Source organism: Sorlinia euscelidii, assembly GCF_036452135.1.
Taxonomy (GTDB): Bacteria; Pseudomonadota; Alphaproteobacteria; order Acetobacterales; family Acetobacteraceae; genus Sorlinia; species Sorlinia euscelidii.
The window spans coordinates 17,146-30,047 of the sequence record NZ_JAWJZZ010000002.1 but is presented as its reverse complement, the minus strand read 5'-3'; the positions used below and the strand labels follow the sequence as shown (position 1 = coordinate 30,047).

Sequence of the window (12,902 nt, the reverse complement as noted above, 5' to 3'; positions counted from 1 at the left end):
TATGCCGGTTGTACACGTTATCGGCGGGGGGCTGGCGGGTTTATCCGCTGCCGTTGAATTTATCGGCAACGCCAATGTGCGCGTTTATGAAAGCGCCAGAAGCTGCGGGGGGCGCGCCCGATCTTTTTACGACAAAGCCCTGGATCGCCGGATCGATAATGGCAACCACCTTGTGCTGTCCGCCAACCGCGCAACATTCCGCTTTCTGGGGCTGATCGGTGCTTATGACGGCCTGACCGGGCCCGGCGCACCGATCTTTCCGTGGCACGATGTGGCGACAGGCGAGTCCTGGGTATTGCGCCTTAATGAGGGACGCTTTCCATTCTGGGCATTTTGCCCCTCTCGACGCGTGCCGGGGATGCGGTGGCGTGACCTCGCCGTTATGTTGCGGTTATTGCGTTGCCAACCGGATGACGTGGTGACGTCCTGCCTCGGAGACGATGCTCTATCCCGCCGGTTACTGGCCCCGTTTGCAGTTTCCGCACTGAATACACCGATCGACGCGGCGAGGGCGTTGCTTTTAAAAAAAGTTGTTCAGGAATGCCTTTTGAAAGGCGGCCGGGCATGCCGGCCTTTCTACCCCAAAATTGGCCTGTCAGAAACATTCGTGACACCGGCAGCGGCCCATCTGACGCACATGCGCGCTGAAGTGAGGACCGGGTGCCGCGTGACGGGGTTGCAAGTCCAAGAGGGCCGGGTGCGTGCATTAGAGGTGGGCGCGGAAGTGATGGAGGTCGCCCCGGACGATCAGGTTGTAATCGCAACGCCAGCGCCCGTGGCGGCCGGCCTGCTTCAGCCCTCATGGCCTGAATTGACTGTGCCTGACGCATTTCAAAGCATCATCAATGTGCATTTCGCCCTTCCGACATCCGCGACTTATCATGGCGCAGCCGGACGGGCCGGATTTACCGGCGTAAATGGCGGTATGACGGAATGGATTTACCTGAAGCCGGACCTCCTCTCCGTAACGGTCAGCGCGGCCAATCGATATCTGTCAATGCCGCAGGAGGCACTCACGCAGCAGATCTGGCAGGAGGTGCGCCAGGTTATACAGCCCCTGACCGCGACAAAATTGCCACAGGACGCGCCGCAAGCACGCGTGATTATCGAGAAACGTGCGACGTTTGCGGCAAGTGTGGCGCAGGATAAACGACGTCCCTCAACAGTAACGCCATTATCAAATCTGGTGCTTGCGGGGGACTGGACGCAAACCGGGTTGCCATCAACCATTGAGGGCGCCATTCGTTCTGGGGTAGAAGCCGCGCGCATTCTCAACCAGCGAAGAATGTTCTGAACGATAGTAAGATGTTTGATAAGGGCGAAGAAAATATGTTGGTTCATTCTGAACGTCCCGCCAATGGGTCGCGGCACCCATCAGCGAGTACGGACATGAATCAGGTTCAGTCGGCCATCAAGTCGGCGCATAGTGTCTTGACGCAGAAGCAGAAAAAAGACGGGCACTGGGTGTTTGAGCTGGAGGCTGATGCGACCATCCCCGCGGAATTCATCCTGCTTGAGCATTTTCTTGACCGCATTGATGAAGATGTCGAGCAACGTATGGGCGTTTATCTACGCCGCATTCAGGGGAAGCATGGGGGATGGCCCCTTTATCATGACGGCGCATTTGATATCTCTGCTTCGGTCAAAGCCTATTTCGCGCTGAAGGCCATCGGTGATGACGTTGACGCGCCGCATATGCGCCGTGCGCGTGAAGCGATCCTGGCCCATGGGGGTGCTGAGCGCTCCAATGTCTTCACACGGTTTCAGATGGCGGTTTTCGGCCAGGTGCCATGGCGCGCCACGCCGGTCATGCCGATTGAACTGGTGCTGATGCCGCGCGCGGGGTTCTTCTCCATCTGGAACATGTCTTACTGGTCCCGCACGGTTGTCACGCCTCTTCTTGTTGTGCGCGCGGTGGAGGCGCGGGCGGTCAACCCCCGCAATATTTCAATTCAGGAGCTTTTCGTTACCCCGCCGGAGAAAATCCGGGATTGGAATCACGGGCCTTTTCGCTCCGTCTGGGGACGGCTCTTTACCGGGATCGACAAGGTCATCCGCCCCATCGAGCCTTTCATGCCCGCCAAATTGCGGAAAAAGGCGATCCAGGCGGCGCTCGATTTTATCGAGCCTCGGTTAAGTGACGGGGGACTGGGCGCCATTTATCCAGCCATGGCCAATGTCGTCATGATGTATCGCGCACTCGGTGTCAGCGATGATGACCCGCGTGCGCGCCAGGCATGGCAGGCCCTTCTGGACCTGATTGTGACCCATGGCGCTGAATCTTACTGCCAGCCCTGCGTGTCGCCTGTTTGGGATACGGCGCTGACCGGGTTGGCGATGGTGGAAGCCTCAACGGGAAGCCGCCCGACCGCGCCTGAAGCAACACGCGACATGCTCGGCAAAACCGCTGCCTGGCTGCGTGAGCGGCAGATTCTGGACGTCAAAGGCGATTGGGCGATGAATACGAAAGCGCGGCCAGGGGGCTGGGCTTTCCAATATGATAATGATTATTACCCGGATGTTGATGACACGGCGGTTGTCGGGATGTTATTGCACCGTGAGGACCCGAAGGCCAATAAAGAGGCCATTGCCCGTGCGCGGGAATGGATCATCGGCATGCAGAGCAGCAATGGCGGATGGGGCGCATTCGACGTTGATAATAACCTCGATGCGCTGAACCACATCCCGTTTGCTGACCATGGCGCGCTTCTTGACCCCCCCACGGCGGATGTTTCCGCGCGTTGCATTTCCTTCCTCTCACAATTAGCGCTGCCGGAAGATCGCGATATTATTGATCGCGGCGTCGCCTATCTTTTGCAGGAGCAGGAGAAAGATGGCTCCTGGTTCGGCCGTTGGGGTACGAATTATATTTACGGCACATGGTCCGTGCTCTGCGCCCTGAATGCGGCCGGGCTTGATCATGACCACCCCGCCATGCGCCGGGCCGTGTCGTGGCTGGAGAGTGTCCAGCGGGAGGATGGTGGATGGGGCGAGGATTGCGCCACGTTTGAAGGTGCTCCCCCGGGGCAATATCATGAAAGCCTGCCATCGCAGACAGCCTGGGCCACCCTTGCCCTGATGGCGGCGGGCCGCAAGGATAGTCCCGCTGTGGCACGCGGCATGGCATTCCTCGTCGCCGCACAGGGTGAGGATGGTGAATGGCAGGAAAAACCGTTCAACGCGGTTGGTTTTCCGAAAGTCTTTTACCTTCGATATCACGGTTACCGGCAGTTCTTCCCGCTCATGGCGCTTAGCCGTTACCGCAATCTTGCCGCGAGCAATTCCGGCAAAGTGGAATACGGGTTTTGAAACTCGGCATTCTTGTCGGATTGAAGGCGGAAGCCCGGTTGATACGACCCGTCTTCCCGGATGCGCTGATCGCGGTCAGCGGCGCCACGCGACAAGGGGCCATGCGGGGCGTCGAGACGCTCCGGCGCAGCGGGGCGGCGGCATTGCTTTCCTTCGGCTGTGCGGGCGGCCTGTCCGCCGAAGCGCGGGTTGGGGACATTCTGACGCCCGATTGGGTGCTTGTGGACGGCCAGCCGATTACCTGCGACATTGATCTGCTCGGCACGCTGGGGCTAGACCGCCGGGGCGCCTCATCAGGCGGGCTCTACCATAGTGATGTGGCGGTGACGCGCGCGGCCGACAAGCACCGCCTCTGGATGGAAACGCATTGCCGCGCCGTGGATATGGAAAGCGGCGTCGTCGCGCTTTCCGGTCTGCGGTTCTGCGTGCTTCGCGTCATCTGCGATGATGCGGCGCGGGACCTGCCGAGAGCGGTTGAAAGCATCATGGGGAACGGAGGCATTTCATTCTTCCGCATCATGACATCCCTCATCATGTCGCCGGGCCAGATCCCTGACCTGATGAGGCTGGGCGGTGACGCGCGCAAGGCCCGCCAATCCATGGCCGATTATCTCGGAACAAAATAAAAGCGGGTCGCCGCAGCGCGCAGAATTTAACCACGGGCGCGGTGCGCCGACCGTTACATCCCCTCACCTAAAAGAGACCCGCTTTCAGCGCGTTGCCTTATGTTGCGTTTCGAGGCGCTTCATCCAGACCTGATGCACCTTTTCTGCCGAGTCGGGCCGTTTATGCTGCGGCGCTTTCACATTCGGCCTGACCTGTTTTTTCCCGAGTGAGGGGGCGGCGCCGGATGCCGGGTGGATGGACACGTCATTCAAAGCCTGCTCACACTGGCTTCCCTTACCGACGCCAAATTGGATTGTCGGCAGAACGAGCGCTGGCGGAAAAGCGGCGGCCAGCGCCGCAGTCGCTGCGGCCCGCCCGATAATTTCAGCACCTGGCAAGACGGAGGGCGCCCGAAGAGAGCCGGTGATATTGACCTTGCCCGGGAGGGACAGGATCGAGAAAGATGTGCTGCGGGTCGTTACGTGGTAATCAAGTTTCTCGGACCGGAGATTAATGGTGCCGCCGCCAAGCGTGCGCGTGTCATCTGTCTGGAGCAGGAAAGCCCGGGTGGAAAGCACACCGTTATTGAGCGGCAGATCGGCGACGAAGCATTTGAGATCCGTCTTTTCGGGTAAGCCCAACGCGGAAAGCAGCGCGCTTCCCAACTTGAGACCCAACAGATTGGGCAGGAGCGCGGTGATCTCACCCCCCCGATCAATCACGAGCGAGACGCCTCCATCGCCATTGCCGAGAAGGCTGGCAATGGAATTTCCGCGGGCGGAAAGTTTCGCATGTCCGCCCATGCGCCCTTCACTATCCTTACCGCCCAGCCCCTGGAGGAGCTTACCAAGAGGGAGGCTCTTCGCATCGACGGCGATATTGGCCGCAAATTGCTTCGATCCCGCTGGTTTAAGCGTGCCCTTCAGGAAAAGCTCGCCCGACCCGATTGCGTAACTCAGGCGTTTAATATCAATCGCGCCATGATCAATGATGACATCCGCATTGATATTGTCAAAAGGCGTGTTTTTATTTTGAATATGATCGCCGTGATAGACGAGATGCGCATTGACGGCATTGAGTTTAGGAATGTTGATCGGGTCCGCGGGTAGGAATTTGCCGCGTTGCGCCTGCGCCTTATCCTCTGCTTTGCCCGGCTTGGTTCCGATAAACCCGCCGAGATCGGCGAGATCAACATTTTTGGAATGCAGACGGGCATCGACGTAAGGCGGTTTATCGCGCGGGCTGACAGCGATTGTGCCGCCAATATCTGAGTTGCCCATACGCCCGGCGAAATTGCTGAAGCGAATCATCTCGGCGGAATAAGCAAGCTGGCCTTTAACATCAAAAGGCGGGGTGTGTGGAATGGGGATGCCCGTCAGGCCGTAAAGCAACGCCATGTCCGGCCCGGAGAAATGCAGAAGCAGGTCCGTCCCTTTAAAATGTAATGGGTCTTTGACGACGCCCTTCAGATCAACGCGGGTCGGACCGTTATCGATGCGCGCCTCAATAGGGTAGGGACGTGTTTCATGCGTCAGGTCCTTCAGCGACCCTGCTTTTACTTGGGCGGTGATGGGCGCATTATCATACCGCCCCTGCGCTTTGATCAGAATATCCCGATCCCCGTCCTGCCGCGGGTCGGATGTCGCGATGGCCACTTCCATGTCCGCTTTAGGTTTGGCGAGCGCAACGTTGATCTTACCGTCAGAGACGATCAGATCCCCGATTTTCGGGAGGGAAGACGGGTCAAACGGCTTTTCATCTTTTGGCGCGGGTTTGGATGAGTCACTGAACTGATAATTCGCCGTGCCATCTGCTTTGGAAGCCAGGTCTGCCCGCGGCGTGTCGATCCTGATGAGGGGCAGCTCTTTTCCATGGCCGGTCAGGTAACGCCAGACATCGAAGGATACCAAGATGTCTTTGATCGACACGAAATCATTTTTCCGATCCTTGAAAGCGTCAGGTTGGGCGATCCGCAGCCCTTCAACCTCAAGCGATGTTGTGCGCCAGGGGCGTAGATGGAGGTGCTCTATCGTAACTTTCCGGCCCAACGCCGCCGAGGCCTGTTTCTCAACCAATGGGATAAACCAGTCACCCCGGGCGAAGAGGATGAGAAAGACGATGATAGCGGCAAAAATATACAGGATGAGCATCGGCCAGCTTTGCCAACGATTCGTGCCGGATGTGCCGGATTTCTTAAAGAGGCTCATCATTATCCCGTCCCTCTTGGCCCTGTTGCACGCGCCTCCTGGTGAAAACCTGATAGCCACCCCGAAGCGCTGAAAACGCTTGAAATTTTGTAAGAGTCGGCTTGACGATCAAGTCATCGATTCAGGCCCACTTTACCATTACGAACTGCGTTTTATAAGGTTGCGCTCAGCGCCCCTCTGACGATGCGGGAAAATGACAATGAAGGAAGGGCGTGAGGGACCGGCTACCTGCGCGGCGCCTTGTTTCTTTCAACTGAGGTGGGCACCCTTTCTCCACGTTTCAGAGACACCATCGCGTCATTAACCTTCGTCGGGCGCGATGACGTGATCAATCCATTTTAAGGGCGGCCAGGAAGGCTGATTGCGGGATTTCGACCTTGCCAAACTGGCGCATCCGCTTTTTACCCTCTTTCTGCTTCTCGAGCAGTTTCCTTTTCCGGGAAATGTCACCGCCATAACATTTGGCCGTCACATCCTTCGAAAGCGCCCCCAGCGTTTCTCGCGCGATAATGCGGGAGCCGATTGATGCTTGAATCGCGATTTTGAAAAGCTGCCGGGGGATGAGTTCCTTCAATTTGGCGCAAATGGCCCGCCCCCGCGTCTCTGCCACTGCGCGATGGGCGATGAAAGCGAGCGCATCCACAGGTTCCTGATTCACGAGGATGGAGATGCGCACCAGGTCACTCTCCTCATACCCGTCCATCTGGTAATCGAAGCTCGCGTAACCACGGGTCAGGGATTTGAGGCGGTCATAGAAATCGAAAACGACCTCATTGAGGGGCAGGCGGTAAACGGCCATGGCCCGCGCCCCCACGTAGGTCAGGTCGATCTGGACGCCGCGGCGCTCACTGCAAAGGGTCAGGACACTGCCAAGATATTCATCCTGCACCAGGATCGTCGCTTTGATCCATGGTTCTTCCAGAGCGGTGATTTTGCCGGGGTCCGGCATATCGGCCGGGTTGTGCAGTTCTTCAACCGTCCCATTGGTAAGATGCATCCGATAGACGACGGAAGGCGCCGTGGCGATGAGATCAAGATTAAATTCCCGCGAAAGGCGTTCCTGGATGATCTCAAGATGTAGCAGCCCCAGAAAGCCGCATCGAAAGCCAAAGCCGAGCGCAGCAGAGGTTTCCGCCTCAAAGTGGAATGACGCGTCATTAAGGCGCAATTTGCCGAGGGAATCGCGCAATTTATCAAAATCATCGGCATCGACGGGGAAGAGCCCGCACCACACAACCGGAATGGAAGGTTTAAAGCCGGCCAGTGGTTTTTCTGCCGGGCGGCGGTCAAGCGTCACTGTATCCCCGACCGCCACATCAGCCACGGTTTTGATGGCGGCATTGATATAGCCCATCTCACCCGGGCCAAGCGCCTCAACCCCCGTCATTTTCGGCAGAAATACGCCGACCTGATCAACATGGTAGGTTGAACCTGTCTGCATCATGCGAATTTTATCACCGCGTTTCACTGTGCCCTGCAAAATGCGCACGAGGATGATGACGCCGAGATAAGGGTCATACCAGCTATCGACGAGCAGCGCCTGCAAGGGTGCTTCCGCATCGCCCGTCGGGGCGGGAAGGCGCGTGACGAGCGCTTCCAGAACGCCTTCAATATTGAGCCCGGTCTTGGCTGAGACTTCAACCGCGTCATCGGCAGGGATGCCAATGACCTCCTCAATCTGGTCGCGCACGCGCGCCACATCTGCGGCGGGGAGATCCACTTTATTCAGGACGGGGACAATCTCGTGACTCGCGTCAATCGCCTGGTAGACATTGGCGAGTGTCTGCGCCTCCACCCCCTGCGACGCATCCACAACCAGAAGCGACCCCTCACACGCGGCGAGACTGCGACTGACTTCATAGGCGAAATCCACGTGGCCCGGCGTATCCATCAGATTGAGGATGTAAGTCTGACCATCCTTCGCTGGGTAAGAGAGGCGCACGGTCTGCGCCTTGATGGTAATCCCACGCTCCTGCTCCAGCTCCATATTATCAAGGACCTGGTCTTTCATTTCCCGTGAGGTCAGGGCCCCGCAAGATTGTATCAGCCGGTCGGCCAATGTCGATTTACCGTGATCAATATGCGCGATGATCGAGAAGTTACGGATCAGGGAAAGGGGCGTGCCGGTCATGAGCGGATAGATAAACGCATTTGCCGCCCTTGTCATTACCTATGCGCGGAGACAGTTGAAGCCTTGCCGGGCCTTTTACCGGTCTGTCAGGCGGAATTCGATGCGGCGGTTTCTGGCATAGGCTTCAGGCGTGTCATGAGGGTCAAGCGGTTGATAATCCGAAAAACCTGTCGCCGCCAGATGATGCGGGTCTATTCCGGCGGCGATCAACGCCTTGACGACCGTTGTCGCCCGTGCGGTAGAAAGCTCCCAATTACTGACGAAACTGGAATGGATCGGCATTTTATCCGCATGGCCATCGACCCTGAGGATCCACGGAATGTCTTTAGGGATGCGCCGCGCGACAGAGTGCAGCGTCTCTGCCAGAACCGTAATTTCCTTCCGCCCTTCCGGCGTCAACTCTGCACTACCGGTCGGGAATAATATGGCGCTTTGAAGCACAAAGCGATCTCCCACCACGGAGATGCCTTTCTGGTTTTTCAGCACCTTCTGAAGTTTCTCAAAAAACTCGGAGCGGTAGCGGTTCAATTCATTCACTTTGTCCGCCAGCGCGACATTCAGTTTTTCACCCAGATTGGTGATTTGTTGGTCGCGCGCTGCAATATCTTTCTGCGAAACATCCAGGGCCTGGTCGATGGCGTTTAGTTGTGCGTTCAGTTCGGTAATCTGCGCCTGCAATGTCGTGAGGGTTGCGACACTTTCTGCCGCGGAGGCGTTCGCCGCCTGCTGCGCCTCGTCACGTTCCGAGGAAATAGACGCGACCATCTCCTTGAGCGCGACATTGCGCTTCTCTGTCAGCGACAAAGTGTGCTGCAGGGCGGCGACTTCCCGCTTCAGCGTGTCGAGACTATGTGTGCGGCGATTTAACGCAGTGGCGAGAAATTGCTGGCTCAGCACAAAGACGAGCAAAACAAATGTCACGACCATCAGTAACGTCGATAAGGCATCGACATAACCGGGCCAGGCATTCAGCTCATGCGATGCCTTGCGGCGAGACCGCCTTGCCATCAGGAGGGTGCGCCGGGCTGCGGGTTGTCGTGGCTCCCTGCGGCGACGGTCTTCGCCAGAAGGCGCAAGCCATTGCGCACTTCCCCAACGAGGTCATCCCGGCCCGACGTGATGGCGCCGGAGAGCGCCGCTAATGTCGCGTCAAGCCGCTCCATGCGACGTGATATCGTATCGCCTGCGTGGTCCGCGGATGATTCGGACAGATTTTGCTCACTCATGCGTTTCAGATAGGGGCTGACAGCGGCATTTGTATCGGCGACACGCTGAAGTGCGCGTTGATTGGCGGAGATCGTTTCCGCGTTCTGCCGCATATTTTCCTGTAAACCCGCCATGAGGGCGACAAGCTGAGTGCGCGTCTCCTCATTTTTCCCGAGCACGCGTTGAAGGCTTTCGAGATGTTCCGCCGTCTGCTCAAGCAATGCGCTGACATAAGCCGGCACGGCAGCCCCGTTACCATCCGTCGCGACGGGCGATGCCGTGTGCGTATGGCCGACGAGCCATTCTTCCATCTCATTAAAAAAACGATTCTGGGCCTGACCTGCTGTCAGGTCGAGAAAACCAAGGATCAGCGCACCCGCCAGCCCGAACATTGAGCCGGAAAAAGCGGTGGCCATCCCGTGCAAAGGTTGCGCCAGGCCGATTTTGAGCTGGTCAAACATGACGTCGAGATTTTGGTCCCCCGCCGTCAAGCCGCCAATCACCCCGGCAATGGCGTTGACCGTCAGTAAAAGCCCGTAAAACGTCCCCAGCAAGCCAAGAAAGATCAGCAAGCTCGTCAGATAACGGGAAATCTCCCGTCCCTCGTCCAGACGTCCGGATAAACTATCCAAAGCCGCCTGACTGGCCTGAAAGGACAGGCGCACACGATCACCACCCGAACTCAACGTGATCAGCCGCGCCAAAGGGGCGAGAAGGCGCGGCGGGTCCGGTTGCACGAGTGCGGAACGGGATTGACGCATCGTCTCCGCCCATTTCACCTCCGGGAAAAGACGTGAGGCGACGCGGATATTCCACAATATGCCGATCAGCAGCACGGCAAGAATAAAGCCATCCAGCACTGGATTGGACATGAAGGCGCGATATAACGTCCCGTGCAGCACAAACGCGATCAGCCCGACCAGCGCAAGAAACAGAATCATTCGGGCAAGGTAACGATGCGGTCGGGTCATGGCGTGGTCTTTTGCGGCTTGTGCGGGTAGTAGGCCTCACCCGGCGGGGCAGGCGCGGCACCGACCGCGATGATCTCGAGCTTGTCCGGCGGCGCGATATCCCCTTTGGGCAGGCCCTCGGCGCGTGGATAGATTCGCGTTGTCGCCACACCGGCCTTGATCAGCACGGACCGGACGATCAGCGCGCGCGCCAGTGATATGCGCCGTGGGACGGACGGGTCATCCGCCTGCCCACTCGCATAGGACCGTATCGTAATGCGCAATCCCGGGTCTTTCGCCAGCGAGGTGGCATATGCCTTCAGGGCCGTCAGCATGTTTTCATTCAGATTTGCGCTGCCCGGTTGATAAACCAGCACCATACCCTGCGCTGTCTTCCGCACGCGGCCCTGCACTTTCGGGTCGATAATGACGGGGGCGGGCGCGACGGGCGGGTGGGTCTCGACCGCGACAGGGGGGGGCGCGATGACGACAGATTTGGGCGGCGCGGGCGGCACGTCAGGTGGCGGCCCCACGCGTCGTTCGGCCTCGCGATGGGAGGGTGGCATAGCTGGCGCGCCGTTCGACCCGGCCGCGCTGCCTGAACGCCCATTTGGCGATGTTGCCGTGGCACCTGGCTTCTGAAGGTCAGACGAATAAGCGGGCGTGCGTTTCACACTCTGTTGCCGTGGCGCCGGTTTCACGGGCGCGACATGATCGAGGGCGTCGAAATTTGTCGAAACCTCCGCCGAGGCACTGCCTATATTGACACAAAGCGCGCTGATCGCGACCGCAAGGCCGTAATGGCGCGGACGATGCCTGAAAAGGCAGGGCATCGGACCGCTCGATAGGAACCTGCTCGATTTCATGCGATCATCCCGCTTTATTCAGAAAGGGATTGCAACACCGTTAGGCGTAACGGTCCATGCAAATGACTATTTCCAGCCACGACATTGACGTCCTGGTCAAAGTCGCTGATTTCCTGCCCCTCCGGGGTGGTGACGTAACCACCGGCTTCCTTGACGAGTAGAATGCCCGCGGCGCAATCCCACGGCTTGAGCCCGATCTCCCAAAAACCTTCATAGCGCCCTGCGGCCAGCCAGGCGAGGTCAAGCGCTGCGGCCCCGAAACGCCGGATACCCGCCACTTGCGGCATAAGGCGCGTGAGCACGCGAAGGAAAGGCGCGCGCAGCGCCTCCTGCACTTTGGCAAAGGGAATGCCGGTGGAAAAAACAGCTTCCGACATGACGCGTCGTGCTGAGACGCGCAGACGGCGATCGTTAAGGAAAGCACCCACGCCTTTCTCCGCCCAGAACATCTCATTGGTTGCAGGGTTGTAAACGATGGCGGCCGCGATTTCCGTCTGCCCATCCGAGAAACGGCGTTGCAAAGCGATTGAAATGGCCCATTGCGGGATGCCGTGCAGAAAGTTGGTCGTCCCGTCCAGCGGGTCAACAATCCAGCGCCATGACCAGTTATCACCACCGGAAGCGCCGCTTTCCTCCATCAGGAAAGCATAGCCCGGTCGCGCTCGCGCCAGCTCCTCGCGCAAAGTCGCTTCAGCACGCAAATCGGCCTGCGTGACGAAATCACCCGGTCCTTTGATGCTGACCTGAAGTTGTTCCACTTCTGAAAAATCCCGCAACAGGCGCTTGGCCGCCTTGAGGGCAGCATTTTGCATGACGGTGATGTGCGGGGAGAGGCGCATAAATAACGAGTCCTGATAACGAAAAGACAAGTGAAGATGCGGCGCCCTCGTTAAAGCGCGTCGCTTTTAAGATTTTACTTTGCGCGCTCGACGTAGGAGGCGTCCTCCGTCCGGACAACAACTTTCTCCCCCGCTTCAATAAAAGGCGGCACCATGGTTTTGACACCGTTGGAGAGGACGGCCGGTTTATAGGAGGAGCTGGCGGTCTGACCTTTCACGACAGGGTCGGCCTCGACAATTTCCAACGTCACATTCGGCGGAAGCGTGACGCCAACCGGGTCACCTTCAACCAGTTTGACGTTGAGCGCCATATTATCCTGTAAAAAAGGCAGTTGATCCCCGAAGAAATCCTTATGCAGCACGACCTGCTCAAATGTTTCAGGGTCCATCAGGACGATATTATCGCCATCCTCGTAAGAATAAGTATAGTCCTTATCCTCTGTCATCAGGCGCTCAACCGTGTCCGCTGTCCGCCAGCGTTCATTGGTTTTATTGCCTGTCGTGAGGTCGCGCATTTCAACCTGAATAAACGCGCCGCCTTTGCCGGGTGTGATGATCTGTTGCTTCAAAACACTCCATCGACGTCCGTCATGCTCAATGACTTGGCCGGCGCGGATCAAGTTAGCCTGCTGTTTCATAAAATCTTACTCTCTGGGACGTGTCGATCGGGTTCAGGTCACTGCCATAGCGGCCCGCGGAGGTTTTTTACGCTTCTCGCGGGGTTTGGGCAAGACGGCGGAAGCACGGAGTACGTGCATGGGCGGTAGGCAGAGCGGCTCGCGTTGGGA

At 58.1% G+C, this 12,902-nt stretch carries 10 protein-coding genes; 3 read left to right on the top strand and 7 right to left on the bottom strand.

What is annotated here, in order from left to right:
• Position 1: 1 nt before the first annotated feature.
• From hpnE to CGLAMM_RS03720, 3 genes are all read left to right on the top strand, one after another.
• Positions 2 to 1,294, top strand: coding sequence for a hydroxysqualene dehydroxylase HpnE (gene hpnE / locus CGLAMM_RS03730; RefSeq protein ID WP_418115383.1), 1,293 nt, complete (start codon positions 2 to 4; stop codon positions 1,292 to 1,294).
• A gap of 95 nt (positions 1,295 to 1,389) precedes the next feature.
• Positions 1,390 to 3,309 carry a squalene--hopene cyclase gene (shc, locus tag CGLAMM_RS03725; RefSeq protein WP_418115381.1) on the top strand — a complete coding sequence of 640 codons (1,920 nt, stop codon included), beginning with the start codon at positions 1,390 to 1,392 and terminating at the stop codon, positions 3,307 to 3,309.
• Positions 3,306 to 3,935 carry a nucleoside phosphorylase-I family protein gene (locus CGLAMM_RS03720; protein WP_394818728.1) on the top strand — a complete coding sequence of 210 codons (630 nt, stop codon included), beginning with the start codon at positions 3,306 to 3,308 and terminating at the stop codon, positions 3,933 to 3,935. The genes shc and CGLAMM_RS03720 overlap by 4 nt, the downstream gene beginning before the upstream one ends.
• Positions 3,936 to 4,019: 84 nt before the next feature.
• Here the strand turns inward: CGLAMM_RS03720 and CGLAMM_RS03715 are convergent, their stop codons facing one another.
• From CGLAMM_RS03715 to efp, 7 genes are all read right to left on the bottom strand, one after another.
• Positions 4,020 to 6,125 (bottom strand): AsmA family protein, encoded by a 2,106-nt coding sequence (locus CGLAMM_RS03715; protein WP_418115379.1) that lies wholly within the window; start codon positions 6,123 to 6,125, stop codon positions 4,020 to 4,022.
• A 325-nt stretch (positions 6,126 to 6,450) separates the two neighbouring features.
• Positions 6,451 to 8,253, bottom strand: a complete 1,803-nt coding sequence (lepA, locus tag CGLAMM_RS03710) for a translation elongation factor 4 (protein WP_418115378.1) — start codon at positions 8,251 to 8,253, stop codon at positions 6,451 to 6,453.
• A 75-nt stretch (positions 8,254 to 8,328) separates the two neighbouring features.
• Positions 8,329 to 9,261: a peptidoglycan -binding protein gene (locus CGLAMM_RS03705; protein WP_394818726.1), complete on the bottom strand. Its 933-nt coding sequence runs from the start codon at positions 9,259 to 9,261 to the stop codon at positions 8,329 to 8,331.
• Entirely contained in the window at positions 9,261 to 10,430 is a 1,170-nt protein-coding gene (locus CGLAMM_RS03700) for a flagellar motor protein MotA (RefSeq protein WP_394818725.1), read from the bottom strand. Before CGLAMM_RS03700 ends, CGLAMM_RS03705 begins: the two co-directional genes overlap by 1 nt.
• Positions 10,427 to 11,275: an OmpA family protein gene (locus tag CGLAMM_RS03695; RefSeq protein WP_394818724.1), complete on the bottom strand. Its 849-nt coding sequence runs from the start codon at positions 11,273 to 11,275 to the stop codon at positions 10,427 to 10,429. The genes CGLAMM_RS03700 and CGLAMM_RS03695 overlap by 4 nt, the downstream gene beginning before the upstream one ends.
• 14 nt (positions 11,276 to 11,289) lie before the next feature.
• The gene (locus CGLAMM_RS03690; protein ID WP_394818723.1) at positions 11,290 to 12,114 is read right to left on the bottom strand and encodes an inositol monophosphatase family protein; all 825 of its coding nucleotides are present in this window, start codon (positions 12,112 to 12,114) and stop codon (positions 11,290 to 11,292) included.
• 74 nt (positions 12,115 to 12,188) lie between these two features.
• Entirely contained in the window at positions 12,189 to 12,752 is a 564-nt protein-coding gene (gene efp / locus CGLAMM_RS03685) for an elongation factor P (protein ID WP_394818722.1), read from the bottom strand.
• Positions 12,753 to 12,902: the final 150 nt, after the last annotated feature.

Coding starts and splice junctions, on each gene's coding strand:
- hpnE (WP_418115383.1), top strand. CDS start 2: ATGCCGGTTGTACACGTTATCGGCGGGGGGCTGGCGGGTTTATCCGCT.
- shc (WP_418115381.1), top strand. CDS start 1,390: ATGAATCAGGTTCAGTCGGCCATCAAGTCGGCGCATAGTGTCTTGACG.
- CGLAMM_RS03715 (WP_418115379.1), bottom strand. CDS start 6,125: ATGATGAGCCTCTTTAAGAAATCCGGCACATCCGGCACGAATCGTTGG.
- lepA (WP_418115378.1), bottom strand. CDS start 8,253: ATGACCGGCACGCCCCTTTCCCTGATCCGTAACTTCTCGATCATCGCG.
- CGLAMM_RS03705 (WP_394818726.1), bottom strand. CDS start 9,261: ATGGCAAGGCGGTCTCGCCGCAAGGCATCGCATGAGCTGAATGCCTGG.
- CGLAMM_RS03700 (WP_394818725.1), bottom strand. CDS start 10,430: ATGACCCGACCGCATCGTTACCTTGCCCGAATGATTCTGTTTCTTGCG.
- CGLAMM_RS03695 (WP_394818724.1), bottom strand. CDS start 11,275: ATGAAATCGAGCAGGTTCCTATCGAGCGGTCCGATGCCCTGCCTTTTC.
- CGLAMM_RS03690 (WP_394818723.1), bottom strand. CDS start 12,114: ATGCGCCTCTCCCCGCACATCACCGTCATGCAAAATGCTGCCCTCAAG.
- efp (WP_394818722.1), bottom strand. CDS start 12,752: ATGAAACAGCAGGCTAACTTGATCCGCGCCGGCCAAGTCATTGAGCAT.